At 63.4% G+C, this 17030-nt stretch carries 18 protein-coding genes; 9 read left to right on the forward strand and 9 right to left on the reverse strand.

Annotated features, from left to right (window positions below):
- From D886_RS0118505 to D886_RS0118525, 5 genes are all read left to right on the forward strand, one after another.
- Positions 1-639, forward strand: a 639-nt coding sequence (locus D886_RS0118505; RefSeq protein ID WP_027593646.1) for an RHO alpha subunit C-terminal catalytic domain-containing protein, incomplete at its 5' end; no start/stop codon positions are given.
- 14 nt (positions 640-653) lie between these two features.
- Complete coding sequence (locus tag D886_RS0118510) at positions 654-1130, forward strand: aromatic-ring-hydroxylating dioxygenase subunit beta (RefSeq protein ID WP_027593647.1); 477 nt, start codon at positions 654-656, stop codon at positions 1128-1130.
- A 10-nt stretch (positions 1131-1140) separates the two neighbouring features.
- On the forward strand, positions 1141-1893 hold the full coding sequence (locus tag D886_RS0118515) for an SDR family NAD(P)-dependent oxidoreductase (RefSeq protein WP_027595329.1): 753 nt from the start codon (positions 1141-1143) through the stop codon (positions 1891-1893).
- Positions 1894-1944: 51 nt separating this feature from the next.
- Positions 1945-2904, forward strand: a complete 960-nt coding sequence (locus D886_RS0118520) for a PDR/VanB family oxidoreductase (RefSeq protein WP_027595330.1) — start codon at positions 1945-1947, stop codon at positions 2902-2904.
- An 11-nt stretch (positions 2905-2915) separates the two neighbouring features.
- Complete coding sequence (locus D886_RS0118525; RefSeq protein WP_027595331.1) at positions 2916-3413, forward strand: flavin reductase; 498 nt, start codon at positions 2916-2918, stop codon at positions 3411-3413.
- Positions 3414-3635: 222 nt separating this feature from the next.
- Here D886_RS0118525 and D886_RS0118530 read toward each other — a convergent pair whose 3' ends face one another.
- The gene (locus D886_RS0118530) at positions 3636-4115 is read right to left on the reverse strand and encodes a MarR family winged helix-turn-helix transcriptional regulator (RefSeq protein WP_027595332.1); all 480 of its coding nucleotides are present in this window, start codon (positions 4113-4115) and stop codon (positions 3636-3638) included.
- Positions 4116-4289: 174 nt separating this feature from the next.
- Between D886_RS0118530 and D886_RS0118535 the strand changes: the two genes are divergently transcribed.
- Both D886_RS0118535 and D886_RS0118540 read left to right on the forward strand, forming a co-directional pair.
- The gene (locus D886_RS0118535; protein WP_027595333.1) at positions 4290-5414 is read left to right on the forward strand and encodes an amidase; all 1125 of its coding nucleotides are present in this window, start codon (positions 4290-4292) and stop codon (positions 5412-5414) included.
- A 13-nt stretch (positions 5415-5427) separates the two neighbouring features.
- On the forward strand, positions 5428-5940 hold the full coding sequence (locus D886_RS0118540) for a nuclear transport factor 2 family protein (RefSeq protein WP_027595334.1): 513 nt from the start codon (positions 5428-5430) through the stop codon (positions 5938-5940).
- Between the two features lie 42 nt (positions 5941-5982).
- Here D886_RS0118540 and D886_RS0118545 read toward each other — a convergent pair whose 3' ends face one another.
- From D886_RS0118545 to D886_RS0118580, 8 genes are all read right to left on the reverse strand, one after another.
- Positions 5983-7302, reverse strand: coding sequence for a hypothetical protein (locus D886_RS0118545; protein WP_027595335.1), 1320 nt, complete (start codon positions 7300-7302; stop codon positions 5983-5985).
- Positions 7303-7484: 182 nt separating this feature from the next.
- Complete coding sequence (locus tag D886_RS0118550; RefSeq protein WP_027595336.1) at positions 7485-7883, reverse strand: cytochrome c family protein; 399 nt, start codon at positions 7881-7883, stop codon at positions 7485-7487.
- A gap of 118 nt (positions 7884-8001) precedes the next feature.
- Positions 8002-8916 (reverse strand): transcriptional regulator FeaR, encoded by a 915-nt coding sequence (feaR, locus tag D886_RS0118555; protein ID WP_027595337.1) that lies wholly within the window; start codon positions 8914-8916, stop codon positions 8002-8004.
- 445 nt (positions 8917-9361) lie between these two features.
- Positions 9362-9880 carry a cytochrome c gene (locus D886_RS0118560; RefSeq protein WP_027595338.1) on the reverse strand — a complete coding sequence of 173 codons (519 nt, stop codon included), beginning with the start codon at positions 9878-9880 and terminating at the stop codon, positions 9362-9364.
- A 4-nt stretch (positions 9881-9884) separates the two neighbouring features.
- A complete protein-coding gene (locus tag D886_RS0118565; RefSeq protein WP_027595339.1) occupies positions 9885-10406 on the reverse strand; it encodes a methylamine dehydrogenase light chain in 522 nt (173 codons plus the stop codon).
- Between the two features lie 14 nt (positions 10407-10420).
- A complete protein-coding gene (gene mauD / locus D886_RS0118570; protein WP_027595340.1) occupies positions 10421-11062 on the reverse strand; it encodes a methylamine dehydrogenase accessory protein MauD in 642 nt (213 codons plus the stop codon).
- Between the two features lie 3 nt (positions 11063-11065).
- Positions 11066-11602 (reverse strand): MauE/DoxX family redox-associated membrane protein, encoded by a 537-nt coding sequence (locus D886_RS0118575; protein ID WP_027595341.1) that lies wholly within the window; start codon positions 11600-11602, stop codon positions 11066-11068.
- Between the two features lie 15 nt (positions 11603-11617).
- The gene (locus tag D886_RS0118580; protein WP_027595342.1) at positions 11618-12769 is read right to left on the reverse strand and encodes an amine dehydrogenase large subunit; all 1152 of its coding nucleotides are present in this window, start codon (positions 12767-12769) and stop codon (positions 11618-11620) included.
- 201 nt (positions 12770-12970) lie between these two features.
- Here D886_RS0118580 and D886_RS0118585 point away from each other — a divergent pair, with 201 nt between their 5' ends.
- Together D886_RS0118585 and D886_RS0118595 are read left to right on the forward strand one after the other, a co-directional pair.
- On the forward strand, positions 12971-14458 hold the full coding sequence (locus D886_RS0118585; protein WP_027595343.1) for an aldehyde dehydrogenase family protein: 1488 nt from the start codon (positions 12971-12973) through the stop codon (positions 14456-14458).
- 405 nt (positions 14459-14863) lie between these two features.
- Positions 14864-16963, forward strand: a complete 2100-nt coding sequence (locus tag D886_RS0118595; protein WP_027595344.1) for a bifunctional diguanylate cyclase/phosphodiesterase — start codon at positions 14864-14866, stop codon at positions 16961-16963.
- Positions 16964-17030 lie beyond the last annotated feature (67 nt).

Genomic DNA, 17030 nt, shown 5'->3' on the forward strand with positions numbered 1-17030 from the left:
CACTTCCCGTTGGTGCACAAAAGCTTCCTGTCCTCGGTCGACGAGCAGACCCTGGAGCTGTTCGACTTCGTCAAAGGCCCCGGCTACGTCGAAGACCTCGGCAACGGCCACAGCGTGATGGTGATGATCCCCGAGCTGGTGGACCTGGAAGCCGACCTCGACAAGCCGATCCCCGAGCGCTTCGAGTCCCTCGCCGCCGAACTGCGTGACGAAGGCATCGACGAGCAGCAGGTGCGCCGCATCGTCCGCGCCGTCGGTGGCTCGGGCTTCAACCTCAACCTGTTCCCCAACGTCGCCTGCTCGATGGCGTTTTTCCGCGTGCTGCAGCCGATCTCGGTGACCGAGACCGAAATCCACCACTCGGTGATCACCATGGACGGCGGCCCAGCCGCAGCCAACCGCTACCGGCTGCGCCTGCACGAGCACTTCCAGGGCCCGATGGGCTTTGGCACCCCGGACGATTCCGAAGCCTGGGAGCGCGTGCAGAAAGGCGCCCGTGCCGGTGAAGACCTGTGGATCATGCTCAACCGCGGCCTGCCGGGCGAGAAACCCAGCGCAGACGGGCTGGTGTCCGACGTGAGTGCCGAAACCGGCATGCGTGCGGCGTACCAGCAGTGGAAAAAGATGATGTCGGCGTGAGCGTGGAGAACCCTATGAACCTGCAATTGCTGCAAGAAGTCACCGCCTTCATCTGGCAGGAAGGCGACATGCTCGACCACGGCGAGTACGACACCTGGCTCGGCCAATGGACCGAAAAAGGCACGTACATCATTCCCATCGACCCGCGCGAGAGTGACTACGAAAACACCCTCAACTACGCCTACGACGACCACCACATGCGTGGCCTGCGCGTGCAGCGGTTGATCGGCGGCGAGTCGATTTCCACCAGCCCGCAACCACGCACCGTGCGCACGATTTCGCGCTTCCGGGTGCTGGGCGACGACGGCGTCAACGTGACCGTGCGCTGCGCACAGAACGTGCGCGAGTTCCGCAAAGAGAGCCTCAAGCACTACAGCGCCGACCTGACCTACACCCTGGTACGGGCGCAAGGCAGCTTCAAGATCCACCGCAAGGTGATCAGCCTGATCAACAGTGACGATACCCTCGCCGGTATCGGCTACATCCTGTGAGGAACCGACCATGAACCAAGTCGCATTGGTAACCGGCGCCGGCCAGGGCTTGGGCCAGCGCTTCTGCGCGCAACTGCTTGCCGCAGGCTTTGACGTGGTGGTCTCGGACCGTGACCTGGCGCTCGCTCAGGCCAGCGCCGAACAACTGCAGCAAGCCCGGCAAGGGCAGGGCGGCCGTACCCTGGCGGTCAAGCTCGACGTCGCCAGCAAGGCCGATTTCGAGCAGGCGCTGGCCCAGGTGCTGGAGCACTTTGGTGCCCTGCACGTGGTGGTCAACAACGCTGCGGTGACCAAGACCACGCCGCTGATGCAGATCAGCCCGGAAGAGTTCGACGCCGTGGTTGGCTTGAACCTGCGCAGCGTGTTCCTCGGTTGCCAGGTGTTCGGCGCGTACCTGGCCGAGGCCGGTTACGGGCGGATCATCAACATGGCCTCGTTGGCCGGGCAGAACGGCGGCACCGCGACCGGCGCGCACTACGCGGCGAGCAAGGGCGCGATCGTCACCCTGACCAAGATCTTCGCCAAGGAGTTCGCTGCCCGTGGCGTCACGGTCAACGCCATCGCCCCCGGCCCGATCGATTCGCCGGCGGTGCATGCCGCGGTACCTGCCGAGCGCCTGCCAGGGCTGCTGGCGAACATCCCGGTGCAGCGCCTGGGGGACGCCGGTTTTCTGGGCGACCTGATCGTGCAACTGGCGCGGCCCGAAGCCTACTTCACCACCGGGGCGACCTGGGACGTGAACGGCGGCCTGTTCATGCGTTGATTTTTTTTGCGGGGCGCTGCGCGCCTCCTGTCGTTACACGGGACACCGGCCATGAATGAACAATTGTTGAACGTAGTCGTGCGCAAGCGCGAGATCCAAGGGGCCGACGTGGTCGTCCTCGACCTGGGGCGCGCTGATGGCGCGGCGTTGCCGGCCTTCGAGGCGGGCGCGCATGTCGATATCCACGTCGCGCCCGGCGTGGTGCGCCAGTATTCGCTGTGCAGTGACCCGGCCGATGCTTCGGTGTATCGCCTGGGCGTGCTGAAAGACCCGGCTTCACGCGGCGGTTCGGTGGGCGTGCACGAGACCTTGCTGGAAGGGCGCCAGCTGCAGATCAGTGCGCCGCGCAACCTGTTCCCGCTGGCGCCGCAGGCCAGCCGTTCGATCCTGCTGGGCGGTGGTATCGGCATCACGCCGATGATCGCCATGGCCCACGCCCTGCACCAGCAGGGCGCGGATTTCGAACTGCATTATTGCGGGCGCTCGCGCAGCCGCAGTGCGTTTCTCGAGGCGCTGGCGGCGGCGCCGTTCGCCGCGCGGGTGGTCACTCACTTCGATGATGAAGACCCGGCACAGCGGCTGAACCTGGAGGCGGTGCTGGGCGCTGCCAGCCAGGGCACCCACCTGTACACCTGCGGCCCGTCCGGCTTCATGGACTGGGTGATTGAGGGCGCGCGTCGGCAGGGTTATGCCGAAGACCACATCCACAAGGAGTACTTCCAGGTCGAGGTCGACGCCAGTGGCCAAGGTTTCGAAGTGGTGGCGGCGCGCAGCAACAAGACCGTGCAGGTGGCCGAGGGGCAGACCATCCTCGAAGCGCTTGCCCAGGTTGGCATCAAGATCGACATTTCTTGCGAGCAGGGCGTCTGCGGGACCTGCATGTGCGAAGTGCTCGAAGGCGAGCCGGACCACCGCGATGTGTACCTGACCGATGAAGAAAAAGCCGCGAACGACCAGATCCTGGTGTGCTGCTCGCGGGCTAAGTCCAACAAGCTGGTGCTGGATATCTGAGGAGCATGACCATGGTAGATGTAAGCCAGTTTCGCAATGCAATGGCGCTGCTCGGTGGCGCCGTATCGGTCATCACCACCGATGGCCCCGCAGGCCGTTTCGGTTTTACCGCGTCGGCGGTGTGCAGCGTGACCGACGCGCCGCCCACCTTGTTGGTGTGCATGAACCGCGCCTCGTATTCCAATGAGCAATTCAAGGCCAACGGCGCGCTGTGCGTGAACGTGCTGGCCGGTACCCATCAGGAGTTGTCGGGGGCGTTTGCCAACCGCAACCTGAGCACGGAAGAGCGCTTTGCGACCACGCACTGGACCGTGCTGGAGAGCGGCGCGCCGGTGATGCAGGAGGCGCTGGTCAACTTTGACTGCCGCATTGCCCAGGTGCATGAGGTGGGTTCGCACAGCATTTTCTACTGCGAGATCCAGGATATCCGCCATGGTGGGGCGGACGATGGGCTGGTGTATTTCAACCGGGCCTATCACCGGGTATGCGAGGCCTCGAAGGCGTGCTGAGCAGCTTGCGTTAACCCTGTGTAGGAGCAGCCTTGTGCTGCGAAGAGGCCGGTGAAAGCAACCGCGATGTGTGCTCTCGAAGGCGTGCTGAGCAGCTTGCGCTGACCCTGTGTAGGAGCAGCCTTGTGCTGCGAAGAGGCCGGTGAAAGTACCGGCGCTGTGTGCCGTTTGCACTGGCCTCTTCGCAGCACAAGGCTGCTCCTACAGGGAGGGGATTGGGTGTTAAGGGGTTTCGAGGTTATGGAACACCACTTCCAGCATCCGGTTCAGCCGCTGCACCTGCGCTTCGGTCAGCCCCTTGAAACTGCGCTGGAAGAGTTCGCGCGTCACGTCCTGCATGCGCTCGATGTTCTGCAGGCCGACTTCGGTGATCCGCACCTGGGTCACGCGCCCATCCTCCGGGCTTGGCGCGGTATCGACCAGGCCGTCGTCCTTCATGCGGTAGACGATCTTGGTGATGGTCGACAGCTTGGCGATGGCGTGGGTGGAGATCTCGGAAATGCTCGATTCACCGTTCTCGTTGAGGATCCACAGCACGCGCCAGCGCGGCACGTCGAGGTCGATCTTCTTGAGTAGACGTTCCATGTTCTGGGTATAGCGGCCATGCACGCGCGCCAGCCAGTAGAAGGGGAAATCTTCCTTGCGAAATTCATCGCTGGCCGGGTCGTGGTGGCTGTGGCCTGTGTTTTTCGAGTTGCTCATCGATTCACTACTTGTGCGGAAATAGTCGCGACATCATAGACGTTTCCGCGCATTTGGCTACCGTAAAGCGGGTGCATAATACTGGAATGTTCAGTTGACATTTCAAGTAATCGGCACGCATTTTATCGGCTGGGCCCAGGCCCGGCATCCATTCTTGAAGAGGGCTGCACAACAATGACAATCATAGTAGAAACCCTTGATCTGGGCGGCACCGGCCCCCGGGTCGTGGTCAAGGACACCATCGATGTCGCCGGTACCGCGACCCGCGCCAGCAGCCAGGCGTTAGAGGATGCGCCGCTGGCCGAGCGGCATGCCGACGTGGTCAGCCAGTTGCTGGCGGCCGGTGCCCGGCTGACCGGCAAGGTTAGCCTGCACGAACTGGCGTTCGGCACGACCGGCATCAACCGCTATACCGGCACGGCCGCCAACCCGCGCTTTCCGGGGCGCATACCCGGTGGCTCGTCCAGCGGCTCGGCTGCTGCGGTGGCCGCTGGCCTGGCGGATTTCAGCCTGGGCACCGACACCGGTGGCTCGGTGCGTGTCCCGGCCTGTTGCTGTGGCGTGTTTGGCCTCAAGCCGACGTTTGGTCGGGTAAGCCGTAAAGGCGTGATGCCGGCCCGCACCAGCCTCGACTGCGTTGGCCCGTTCGCCGCGAGCCTGCCGATGCTGGTACGCGCCATGAGCATGATCGACCCCAGTTTCGTCCCCGCCCAGGTACCGGCCAAGGCGCGCATCGGCGTATTGCGGGTGACCGCCGAGGCCGCCATCCACAAAGTGGTGCACGGGGCCCTGAGCGCCAGTGGCTTGCCGTTGGGCAATGTCGAACTCAAACACTTTGGCGCCGCCTATGACGCCGGCATGGTCGTGATCAACCGCGAGACGTTCGAAGGCTGTGGCCACCTTCTGCAAACCGGCAAGGTCGGCAGCGATATCGCCGGGCGCCTGGCGGCAGCGGGGCAGACCACCGACACGGCGCTGGCCGAGGCGCAGGAGGTGCGTCGACGCTTCACTGAAGAAGTCGACCAGGCCCTGGCCAACTTCGATGTCCTGGCCCTGCCGACCATGCCGGACTTCCCACTGCGCCTGGAGGACGCCGCCGATACCCGCGCGGTGCTGGGCATGACCTCGCTGGTGCGGCCGTTCAACCTGTCGGGGCACCCGGCGTTGAGCATTCCGCTGGGCAGCGAGGCCGGTTTGCCGGTCGGCCTGCAACTGGTGGCGGCCAAAGGTGCCGACGAGAAATTGCTGGCAGTGGCCGAGCGCTTGCTGCTGAACCTGTACGCCGGCAACGATCATTGAGGCCACGATTGCGATGACCGATATCCTCGAACTCCAGGCCCGCCTGCGCAGCTTTGAAAACCAGCAGGCCATCCGCGTCTGCATCAACCGCTACATGGCGTTGTGCGACCAACTGGACGCGCAATCCCCGCTCGATGAACTGGCGCAGCTGTTTTGCCGTGATGCGGTGTGGGAGGGCAAGGGCGCCAAGTACGCCGAGAGCTTTGGCGGCTACCGCGGGCGCGAAGCGATCCGGGCGATGTTCGCCACCTACATGAAGACCCCGGCGCATTTCGCTTTGAATGTGCACTTTCTGACCAGTGAGGTTATCGAGGTGGCCGGTGAGGAAGGAGTGGGGCGCTGGGTGATGTTGCAGACCAGTACCTTTGCCGACGGCGCCTCGCACCTCAATGCTGCCCGGCTGACCGTGCGCTTTGCGCTGGAAGAGGGCCAGTGGCGCATGGCGCATTTCCAGACCGAGAACCTGTTCAGCCGACCAGTGACGGCGTGGAACAGCGACGCGCCGTTGCCGGTGCCAGAGCGGTAGTCACGGATGCTGGGGCTGCCAAGCAGCCCCAGTGCCTGCAGCTCAGAAGGTACTGACGAACACCACCTGGCCATACAGGTTGTCGTGGTTGTTGCCCAACTGCGTCCCCCCTTGCTCCACGCTGCGATCCGGCTGATACAACCCCACCAGCGGCACGATCATCAGGTGATCATTGAGGGTCCACTCGGCATAGATATCCAGCTCGCGACCGTCCACATTGCCCAGGCTGCGATCGATGGTGTCGAAATGGAACCCCATCACGCCAAGGTTCAACGTCGGCGTCGGGCTGACCGTCAGGCCGACCTTCTGCACCCGCGCATTGCTGTTGAACGGCCCGGCATAGTTACCGGCCACCTCACCCTGGAACCAGGTACCCAACCCGCGCCCGAGGCCATAGAACAGCGTGTCGTACTGCTCGGAAAAGCGGCTGTAGCGGTAGCTCAGGTTCGGTTGCCAGGGCAGGTCGGCGAAGGTCCAACCGGCTTCTAGGTACCAGGCGTCCTCGGTGGCGGTATGGGGCTTGTCCTGTTTGGCGTATTCCCCGGACAGAAACAGGTTTTCTACCCCGGCATTGCCCTGGCCACGCAGGCTGTAAGTCTTCATGCCATCACGTTCCAGTTGCAGCGGAGAGGCGTACTGTTCGTCGACATGGGTAGTGCCGATATAAGTCAGGCCGACGGTGCCGGCGTCCGCCACATGCTCAAGGGTGGCCACGTGCAGTTCGGTGTTGGCCTGGGCGCGGTTGTCTGACTGTAGCCACATCAGGTCGCCGCGCCAACCACTGCTGCCGCCCAGGCGCAGCACGGCGGTCTTGTCGAAGCTCTTGCGAGCGGCGAGGTAGTACGCACCGCCCCGGTTGAACTGACCATCGGCAAGGCCATGGCCGACGTTCAGCGAGTCACCCTGAAGCAGAAACCCATCGCCCACGGCGACCATCTGCTTGCCGAACGACAGGTCGATACCGTCCTCGCCCAGCATCGGCACCAGGTTGCCGGACTTCCAGCCCACGTAGGCATCCTCGATCTTGCTGGTGCGTTCGCTACCATCGCTAAAGCCGGAAGCATCACCGTCGCCCCAGGTCGCTGAGCTGAGCATGGCGAAGGCGCCGTACAGCGAACCGACGCTGCCCAGGGCCTGGTCGGCGCTCAAGCCATACTTGATGTAGCCTTCCCGCCACGAGGTGGAGCCGGGTTGGTCGCGGGCGATGGCGTAGCTGCGTTCGCTGTGGAATGCACCGAACACGGCTTCCACATTGGCGTTCAGATGGCGTTCGGCATCGCTGTACAGCTCGTGCGCGGACGCACTCAGCGAAGCCCCGGCCAGGAGTGCGGCCAAGGTTAGGCGGAACGGGCGATGGTGCATGGTCTGGCTTCCTTTGTCATGGTTTTGGCAGAAGTTCCGAAGACGTGCCAATGATCATGAAGCAAGCTCAGCCCTGGGCTTTTGCCCTGGCTGCCAGTTGACTTTGGCGGTGTGCCAAGCTGATGGGGCGGGCGTTAAAAACGCAGAAGGCCCCATCGCGGGGCCTTCGTGGGCAAACGTGGTTACTTGAGGCCGGCGAGGAAACACGTCACCGACTGGCGTTCGCCAGCGTCCGGCAACCCTGCATAAGGCATGTAGGTGCCGGGTACTGCCGCCTGTGGCTGGGCAATGAAGGCGCCGATGCTTTGCGCCGTCCAGGCCGCCTGGCGGGTTTTCATGGCCTGAGAGTAATTGGCCCCTGGCACGGTACCGGGGGTACGGCCCACCACGTCGTGCAGGTTGGGGCCCATCATCACTGGGCCATCCTTTTGCGCCGAATGGCACGCGGCGCAGTCACGCGCGAACACCTGTTCGCCCTGTTGGCGCTGCGGGGCCGCGCAGTCTTCGGCCAGGGCCAGCGGGCTGGCCAGCGCGGCGAGCAGGAAGGGCATTACGAACTTGCTGGATACGACGGTCGACATCACGCACGGTTCCTGGGTAGGGCAGCGCGGGGCTGCTTCTTGTTGGTGTTCTGCTTGATTGTGTGCGAGTACAGGCGGGCGGGTTTTGTTGTGCCTGCCAGGGTGTTTGCTGGGCTTGTCAGTTGGCGTGACGCTTGCGGTACTCGCCTGGGGTCATGCCAAACCGGCCTTTGAATGCGGTGCTGAAGTAACTCGAATCGGAAAACCCCCAGGCATACCCCAGCGACGACACCTTCTGATCCATCGACGGGTTGCGCAGGCTTTCGGCGCAGAAGTCGAGGCGGCGGTTGCGGATGTACTGGGCGATGACCAAGTCGTGTTTGGCGAAGATGCGGTACAGGCTGCGCATGGAGATGCCCACTTCGCGGGCAATGAACTCAGGTGTCAGGCTTTCGCAGGTGATGCGCTGGTCAATCAGTGCCAGGGCCTTGCGGAACATCCGCTCGTGGCTGCCGGGCACCGAGTCCTGGGTGATGGCGGGACGCAGCAAGGCGATCAGCGCCTCCAGTACCGCCTGGCTTTCGTTGTTGGCCATGTGCTGGGTGCGGCCGGCTTCGAGCATCATCTGGCGGGCCATGCTGGCCAACGGGGTTTGCGCTTCGATGCGTTTGGCGCAGGCCACGTTGACGCCGCGGGTACTGCTCTGGACCTGAGTGCGCGGCAAAATCAGCGACAACTGGCGCGAGCGCTGGTGAAAGTGCATGTCCAACGGGGCACTGGCGTCGATCAGGGTCAGGTCGCCGGGCCGCAGTTCGATGCGTGCATCCTGGTGCTCGATATGCGAGGTGCCGGCCATCTGCAAGACGGCATAGTAGTTGTCGGCACCGCTGGCGCGTATTTCCCGCGGGCCGCGGAACAGGTTGACGTGGGTCATGTCGACGATGCTCATGGAAATCTGGCCTACCTGGCACTTTTCGAGCTGGCCGACGAAGCCTGCGTCGAGCTTGCGGGCGTTGAAGTGGCCGCAGGCATCGTTGACCTGGCTGAGCCAGGCCTGGAAGTGATCGTCGGTAACACGGGTTGCTGGTGTCATGGGGGCCTCGCACGGTAGGACGTGGAACGGTTCGCTTGAGCGAACTCTTGGAGGGGTGCCTTAAAGCATTATAATTCACTTGAATTTTCAAGCAAAAATCGGGCCTGAGAGGGGGTGGTGTAGCAGGGGGTATTTGCTAGTGCATTGTTTTAATTGGGATTAATTTTATTTGTGATGAGGGTGTTGGCAGTGGTAGTGGTGTGATTAGTGCGCTGGAATGCGCTGGGATGTAGCCAATTGATACAGGTTTGTTTCCAGATGTTGCACTTTGGCAGGTTGGGGGAGGGCGACGAGGTGCCTGCCTCATGTTGTGAGGTGGCGCTCGATCTCACAGGCGCCGAAAATCCTGCGACGAACACCCCCAACCCCCCCCAAAAAAAACCACCCGACAACCAAAAAAAAAGCCCGCTGACAGGGCGGGCTGAAGGCACAACGCTTGCGTGATTCAGTGGCCAAGCCCATCGCTGATGGCAATGCCCTTGGCCTGCATCGCTTCGATCAACCCGGCGCGCACATGCGGCAGGTTGAGCATGCTGTTCTGACGTACCCGATGCACTTCCTCGCCGCTGTACGGCGGCCATTGCTCGGGTGAGCTGTTGCCGGCCATCCCATCCCGCGCCAGCAGCCAATTAAGCAAATCGGCAATCTGCTGATCATTAAGCGCCGACTGGGAAATCCCCGGTACCCGCACCAGAAACTCGCGCCCGCCCGGCACCCGCAGGAAGTTGCCGACAAACCCCTGCATGCGCGGCGTGTCGTTGGCCGCCGAGCCTTCGCCGTTGTCGCGGTGGCAGCCGGCGCACTGCAATTGGTAATTCACCGGCACCGAGTAGCCGGCCTGGGCAATCGGCACCGGTGGCACCTCGTTGCCCGACGCCGGGCGCTGGTTGGGGTTGGGCAGGGTCCTGGCCTGGGCGACAGGCGCCAGCAGGCACAGGATCAACACCGCGGTCAGGGCCTTCACGGCGCTAGACCGCCACACCGCGGATGATGGTAACGGTGCAGTTGTAGATCTTCGACTCAGCCCCGAGGCACCAGTTGATGTCGTTGTTGTTGAACGGGCGATACAAGGGTTGTTCATCGTCGTTGCGCGAGCAGGCGCACTGGCCGCACGCGTGCTTACCGCAGCAGTCGTTGTACGAGATGATGTAGTTCTTGCCATCGGCCGGGTTGCGGCAGGTGCCGATCCAGGTCACCAGCGAGGCATCGGTGCCGGGCGGGCAGGAGGTAATCGAACCGCCGCAGCACGAGCACAGGAAACCGTCGATCGAGCAGTTGCGCCAGTAGTCACAACTGGTCGGGTCACCTGGGTCGCCCATTTTCGGCTGCTCGGCGGCCAGCGCCTTGGCGGTGCGGTCGATCGGCAACAGCACCGGCAGGGCCGCGCCGGCGACGATCAGCGAGCCCAGGCGTGCCAGCACCTTACGCCGTGAGGTGGTGTCGGCGACATGACGGCTGGAGCGTTCAAACAGTTTGTCGAGAAAACTCATGGTGTGCTCCGCGATCAGTGTTGCGCGCTGTGTGGGTGGGCATGGTCATGGTCGTGAGCATGGCCGTGCGCGTGGTTGCCGTGCAGGTACTGCTGCAGGCTCGCGCTGCCCAGGTGCACGGTCTCGAACAGGCTGTCGAGGTGCTCGCGGGAGTTGACCAGGCCCTTGGCGCGCAGGGTGCCGGCCTGGTCGATCAACACGGCGTACGGCAGCTTGCCAATCTGGTAGGTCATGCCGATCTCGGGGCCGACCACATAGGTGGCTTGCTGCAAGTCGTTGGCGTCGATCAGGGCCTGCTGTTCGGCAAAATCACCGTCGCTGACATAGATCACGTCCAGCCCGCCGCTGTTGTCCTTGGCAATCGACTTGACCGCCGGCAGCAGCGATTTGCACACCGGGCAGCCGGGCGCGAGGAAGAACAGCAGCTGCGAGCGTTCGCTGCAGTAGCCGATGTTTACCGGGCGGCCATGACGGTCGGCGGCGGTGACCTGTGGGGCGGGGTCGTTGACCGTCACGCCTTTGTCTACCATCAGCGCACCGGCAGGCGCGATGCGGCCATGCAGCACGCCGATCTGGCGCACCAGGGCCATGACCGTGAACGCCACCGCGATCAGCAGCAGCCAGAGCAAAATGTTCGATGCGATAAGCAGTTGCATGGGTTATCTCCCAGTCAATTTGGCAAGACGCGGCTGGTTGGCCAGCAGGCCATCCACCGCCACATGAATCAGCAGCGCCACGGCACTGGCCGCAATCACCACGAAAATATCCAGGGCACCGAGTGCACGCTCGGCCATGGGCAGCGCCGCCAGGCCGGCCGACAGGGCGATCACCAGGTTGCGCAGCAACAGCACTGGGCGCAGTGGCTGGGCAGCGCCGGGGCCTGAACAGCCGCAATCGATGTCGCGGCGGCCACGCCACAGGTTGATGCCGATGGCGCTGGCATACAGCGCCATCAACAGCACCACCGCCAACGCCGCGCTGGCTCGCCCACCGGGTAGCAGCAAGGCCAGCGCCAGGGCCAGTTCGGCCAGTGCAAGGCTTGCCGTGGCTACCGGTGCCAGGGGTGCTGGCAGCAGTTGGTAGTCGCGCACGATGGCGCTGAACGCGCGCAGGTCACGTAGCTTGTGGCTGGCGGCACTGGCCAGCAGCGTCGCCAAAGCGGTACTGCTGGCAATCACGAGAACAGGGTCGAGCATGGTCGGGTCTCCTGTTTACCAAGGGGCCAAGGTGAGCACGGGCGTGTCGGCGATCTGGTCCATGGCACCGCTGTGCTTGCCGGTGGCCAGGTCGAAGAACTGCACGCCGCCTTCCAGGTCAGTGGCCACCAGGATGGGCGCCTTGTCATGGCTGGCCTGCAGGCTCCAGACCGGCTTGGGCGAGTCGAGCGTGCCGAATTTCTTGCCCGTCTTCAGGTCGAACGCCCAGATGGTGGTGCTCGGGTCTTCCCATTTGCCATCGGTGTGCTGGTCATGCATCAGCGCATACAGCCGGTTCAGGCCTGGCGCCAAGGCCAGGGCTTGCCAGCCACCCGGCGCCCAGCCTTGCTTGCGTTCCTCGTCGCTGACCAGCGACCAGGTGGGCTGCGGCTTGGCCTTGCCCCCTTCGAAACTCACCGGGTACACCTCGCCATGGGTGGTGGTGAAATAGTAGGTGTCGCCGTTGGCGATGGCGCGCTCGTTGAGGCGGACCTTGTTCGGGTCGAAGAACGGCGTCTGGGTACGCGAGACTTCCTTGCCGTCATCATCCAGTGTCACCACCAGCAGTTGGCCGTCACCGCACAGTGACGCGAAGCTGCGTTTGCCGACTGGGTAGTTGAGTACGCAGCCGCTGATGGCGACTTCGCTGGCGACCGTGTGCGTCTGAGTATTGACCACGGTCACCGATGTCGACGGCGTCAGGTTGAAGACATATGCCAGCTTGCTGTCGGCGCTGACGCCCATCGCGTACTTCTCGGTGAGCGTGGAGGCGCGCTTGGCGGGCAGTACCACTTCCCATTGCGGGCGCAGGGTCTGGGTGTCCCACGCCACCAGTACGTCGGTGCGTTCGCCGTAGGTACCACGCGAGTAGAACAGGTTGGCCGAGTACAGGGTGCGGTTGTCCGGGCTCAGCGCCGTTGGGGCGACGAAGGCGTTGGTGGTCATGCCGAGCATGCGCTTGGCCTTGGGGTCGACCACCACCACCTTGCCGGCGATGGGGTTCTTGAAGTCCACATCGAGGATGTAGACACGGTGAGGGTCCGGCGGGAACGGCAGGTTGTTCTGGCCGATCTCTTCGGCGGGCAGGTCGGCCCGCACCGCGCTTGTGCTCGCAGCCAGGGCCAAGGCCAGGGCTGCCGAGATGCTAAGCCTGTCTACGCGACGCATTGGCTATCTCCGATGTTGTTATGGGTTATGCAGATATCGCAGTGATCGCAGTGTGCCGCCTGGGCCGGCGTGGTGATTTGGCCAGCGTGACATTCTCTTGAGGCTCCCTGACAAAACGCCAGTCGGGGCTGGCAGGCGGGTAGGCGGGGGCCTGAAGATCGGCCCGCACACACTTTTGCGCTGCCTTCCAGGAGTCATGTCATGAGCGATATCCAGCTGTTACCTGCCGTGGTCGAGTTCCTCGCCAGGCCCCATGGCCATTTCATCGATGGCCAATACCAGGCGGGTGAGGCGGGGCCGTCAGTCGATATCCACGACCCCTCCAGCGGCACAGTCATCAGCCGGGTTGCCGAGGCCAGCGAGGTGGAAGTAGCACGTGCGGTGCACAGTGCCCGGCAGGCCTTCAAGGGCAGTTGGGCTGAGGTTTCGCCCTATCAGAAAGGCGTGGTGCTCAACCGCTTGGCTGACCTGATCGAGGCCAATGCCGAAGAGCTGGCACAGCTCGAGACCCTGTGTTCCGGCAAGTCGATCAACCTCTCGCGGGGGTTGGAGATCGCTCAAAGTGTAGTCTTCCTGCGTTATTTCGCGGGTTGGGCGACCAAGATCACTGGGCAGACCATGACCCCGTCGCTGCCTTCATTCGGTGGCGAGCGCTACACCGCCTTTACCCTGCGTGAGCCGGTGGGCGTGGTCGCGGGGATCGTGCCGTGGAATTTCTCGGTGATGATCGGTATCTGGAAGATCGCCTCTGCCTTGGTCACCGGTTGCACCATCGTGATCAAACCCAGCGAATTCACGCCGCTGACGCTGCTGCGCATCGCCGAACTGGCGGTCGAGGCAGGGGTGCCGGCGGGGGCGTTCAACGTGGTCAATGGGCGCGGGCAGGCGGGCCAGCTGTTGATTGAGCACCCGCTCGTGGCCAAGGTCGCGTTCACAGGCTCGGTGCCGACCGGTATCGCCGTCGGCAAGGCCGCGATGGCGGCGAACCTGACCCGCGCCACGCTGGAACTGGGGGGCAAGAACCCGGCAGCCTTGCTGGCCGATGTGGACGTTGACGGCGCCGTGGCAGGCATCCTGCAGACGGCCTTCGTGCACCAGGGGCAAGTGTGCGCTTCGCCGGAGCGGGTGTATGTGCACCGCAGCAAGGTTCAGGAATTTACCCGCAAGCTGGGTGAAGCGCTGGGGCAGTTGAAGATTGGTTCGGCGCTGGACCCCGACGCCCAGTTCGGCCCTTTGGCCAATGCTGCGCACCTGCAGAAGATTCTCGGCTTCTTCGAGCGTGCCCGGGCCGGCAACACGGTGGTCTGTGGGGCGAAGGCGCTCGACCGGCCGGGCTACTTCGTCGAGCCTACGGTGGTGCTGGCCAATGACGCCAGTGACCCGTTGCTGCACGAGGAAACGTTCGGCCCGATCGTCTGTGTGCTGCCGTTCGACGATGAAGAACAGTTGCTGGCGTTGATGAATGATAGCCCCTATGGCCTGACCGCCAGCCTGTGGACCAACGACCTGTCCAAGGCGCTGCGGCTGATCCCGCAGATCGAAGCGGGCACGGTGTGGGTCAACATGCACACCTTCCTCGACCCGGCTGTGCCGTTTGGTGGGTCGAAGGCATCGGGGGTAGGGCGTGAGTTTGGCAGTGCGTTCATCGAGGATTACACCGAGCTCAAATCGGTGATGATCAGGTACTGAGCAAAGCTAGCAATCGTTTAATCGTGTAGGAGCAGCCTTGTGCTGCGAAGAGGCCGGTGACACCAGCAAATGCTCACTGTGTTATCACCGGCCTCTTCGCAGCACAAGGCTGCTCCTACAACGCGGGGGCTCTAGAATGGTCGTTTTACCCGAGCCCGCAACGCCATGTTGCCCATCGAACTGCTGCCGACCACCGCTGATCAGGCCCCTCTGATCCGCAACTGGCTGCTGCGTTGCTATGCGCAAGACTCGCCCGCCTTCATTCGGCAAAGGACAGTGCAGCAAAATTTTGTGAACCACTTCACAAAATCCGAGTGACCGGCATAATGCCATCACCTCTGTACAAGACCCGGTCGCGCAGCGCCGGGGTCCTTTTCGTGCCCGTCGAAGGTTCAGGTTAATTTCATGTCGCTAGTCGCAAGCCCCGACATCATGTATCGGCTGTTGATCCAGAGCGTGGTGGACTATGCCATCTACCTGCTCACCCCCGAAGGCATTGTTGCCAACTGGAACCCCGGCGCCCAGCGGGCCAAGGGGTACCTTGCCGACGAGATCGTCGGCCAGCATTACTCGTTGTTCTACAGCGAGGCCGAACGGGCTGCCGGGCTGCCCGCGCACAACCTTGAGCAGGCGCGTTGCACGGGGCGCTTCGAAGAGGTGGGTGTGCGGCTGCGCAAGGATGGCTCGGCCTTCCATGCGCATGTGGTGATCGACGCGGTGCATGACGATGACGGCCGCCTGGTGGGGTTCGCCAAGGTCACCCGCGACATCTCCGAACGCCACCAGCAGGAGCTGGAGCTGCTCAAAGCCAAGGAACTGGCCGAACAGTACAGCCAAGAGATGGCCAAGCTGTCGCAGTTTCTCGACTCGGTCATTGCCAACATCCCGGCCAGTGTCATGGTCCAGGACCTGGAGAGCCAGCGCATCCTGCTGGCCAACCAGCAGGCCGAACGCTTGTTTGGTGTGCCGGGTTCGAGCATGATTGGGCAACTGCCTGCCCAAAGCCTGGCGCCGGCTGCAGCCGATTACCTGGAGCAACAGCTCGCTCGCGGGGCACGCAGCACCAAGGGCTATGCCGCCGAAACCCGGGTCGACACCCAGTGCGGGCCACGCACCCTGCGCAGCCGTACGTTGCTCAGCCAGCACCGCGAGGGCCAGGCCGACTATGTGCTGTTCGTGGCCGAGGATGCCACTGAAGAGTTGGCTGCCCACGCGCAGATCCACCATATGGCGCACCACGATGCCCTCACCGGGCTGCCCAACCGCACGCTGTTCCATGAGCGTTTGCGCCAAGCCTTGGTGCGCGGTGATGAGAACGCCAAGCTGACCGCTGCCCTGTGCCTGGACCTGGACAATTTCAAGAACATCAACGATTCGTTAGGTCACGCGTTCGGCGACAAGCTGCTGCGTGAGCTAGGCAAGCGCTTGCGCCGCGAACTGCGCGAGCACGACACGTTGGCCCGCCTGGGCGGTGACGAGTTTGCCATCGTGCTCACGGGCCTGGATGGCCGTGATGCCGCGTGCAATACCGCGCAGCGCCTGATCAATGCCATCTGCCCGCCGTTTCAGATCGAGGGGCATCAGTTCACGGTGGGTGTGAGTATCGGCGTGGCGATCGCCCCGGATGACAACGACCAGGCCGAGCAACTGCTGGGCTATGCCGACATGGCGTTGTACGAAGCCAAGCGCAATGGCCGCAACCGGTACGAGTGCTTCAATGTCGAGCTGGATGTCGCCGCCCGCCAACGCCGCCTGGTCGAAACCGACCTGCGTACGGCGCTGCACCTTGGTCAACTGCAGTTGCACTACCAGCCGGTGGTCGACCAGCAGACCAGCAGTGTGACGGGGTATGAGGCGTTGTTGCGCTGGGAGCACCCGACCCGCGGCATGGTCATGCCCATGGACTTCATCCCCATCGCCGAAGAGACCGGGCTGATTCACGAGCTCGGCATCCGCGCGCTGAACCTGGCGTGCCAGGAGGCGGCCAGCTGGGACAGCGAACAGACAGTGTCGGTCAACCTGTCCCCGGTACAGTTCAAGAATGCCAACCTGGTCCACACCGTGGCTTTGGCCCTGGCAGATTCGGGCTTGCCGGCGCGGCGCCTGGAGCTGGAGATCACCGAGTCGGTGTTGTTGGGCAACAGTGAGGAGAACGTGCGCACCTTGCGGGCGCTGAAAGACCTGGGTGTGTCGATTTCGCTGGACGACTTCGGTACCGGGTATTCGTCGCTGGGGTATTTGCGTTCGTTCCCGTTCGACCGGATCAAGATCGACAAGTCGTTCGTGCATGACATGTGCGACAGCCGCGAAGCCATGTCAATCATCCGCGCCATTACCGACCTGTCCAACAGCCTGATGATCAAGACCACGGCCGAGGGTGTGGAGTCGGAGGAGCAGATGCGGCGCCTGGCGGCAGAGGGGTGCTCGCATTTCCAGGGCTACCTGTATGGGCGGCCTGTGCCGGCGAGTGAGCGGTTGAAGCAGGTGGCGTTGCTGTGGGGCTAGGTGCGCGGGGGCCGCTGCGCGCCCCATCGCCGGCAAGCCGGCTCCCACAGGTACAGCGTTGATCGCG

The sequence above is a fragment of the Pseudomonas sp. LAIL14HWK12:I7 genome, assembly GCF_000483465.1.
GTDB classification, from domain to species: domain Bacteria; phylum Pseudomonadota; class Gammaproteobacteria; order Pseudomonadales; family Pseudomonadaceae; genus Aquipseudomonas; species Aquipseudomonas kermanshahensis.

Excerpts from the sequence above, each read along its gene's own strand:
- D886_RS0118545 (WP_027595335.1), bottom strand. The coding sequence starts at position 7,302 with ATGCACCATCGCCCGTTCCGCCTAACCTTGGCCGCACTCCTGGCCGGG.
- D886_RS0118540 (WP_027595334.1), top strand. The coding sequence starts at position 5,428 with ATGACCGATATCCTCGAACTCCAGGCCCGCCTGCGCAGCTTTGAAAAC.
- D886_RS0118585 (WP_027595343.1), top strand. The coding sequence starts at position 12,971 with ATGAGCGATATCCAGCTGTTACCTGCCGTGGTCGAGTTCCTCGCCAGG.
- D886_RS0118525 (WP_027595331.1), top strand. The coding sequence starts at position 2,916 with ATGGTAGATGTAAGCCAGTTTCGCAATGCAATGGCGCTGCTCGGTGGC.
- D886_RS0118580 (WP_027595342.1), bottom strand. The coding sequence starts at position 12,769 with ATGCGTCGCGTAGACAGGCTTAGCATCTCGGCAGCCCTGGCCTTGGCC.
- D886_RS0118575 (WP_027595341.1), bottom strand. The coding sequence starts at position 11,602 with ATGCTCGACCCTGTTCTCGTGATTGCCAGCAGTACCGCTTTGGCGACG.
- D886_RS0118595 (WP_027595344.1), top strand. The coding sequence starts at position 14,864 with ATGTCGCTAGTCGCAAGCCCCGACATCATGTATCGGCTGTTGATCCAG.
- feaR (WP_027595337.1), bottom strand. The coding sequence starts at position 8,916 with ATGACACCAGCAACCCGTGTTACCGACGATCACTTCCAGGCCTGGCTC.
- D886_RS0118530 (WP_027595332.1), bottom strand. The coding sequence starts at position 4,115 with ATGAGCAACTCGAAAAACACAGGCCACAGCCACCACGACCCGGCCAGC.
- D886_RS0118520 (WP_027595330.1), top strand. The coding sequence starts at position 1,945 with ATGAATGAACAATTGTTGAACGTAGTCGTGCGCAAGCGCGAGATCCAA.
- D886_RS0118550 (WP_027595336.1), bottom strand. The coding sequence starts at position 7,883 with ATGTCGACCGTCGTATCCAGCAAGTTCGTAATGCCCTTCCTGCTCGCC.
- D886_RS0118565 (WP_027595339.1), bottom strand. The coding sequence starts at position 10,406 with ATGAGTTTTCTCGACAAACTGTTTGAACGCTCCAGCCGTCATGTCGCC.
- D886_RS0118515 (WP_027595329.1), top strand. The coding sequence starts at position 1,141 with ATGAACCAAGTCGCATTGGTAACCGGCGCCGGCCAGGGCTTGGGCCAG.
- D886_RS0118535 (WP_027595333.1), top strand. The coding sequence starts at position 4,290 with ATGACAATCATAGTAGAAACCCTTGATCTGGGCGGCACCGGCCCCCGG.
- mauD (WP_027595340.1), bottom strand. The coding sequence starts at position 11,062 with ATGCAACTGCTTATCGCATCGAACATTTTGCTCTGGCTGCTGCTGATC.
- D886_RS0118510 (WP_027593647.1), top strand. The coding sequence starts at position 654 with ATGAACCTGCAATTGCTGCAAGAAGTCACCGCCTTCATCTGGCAGGAA.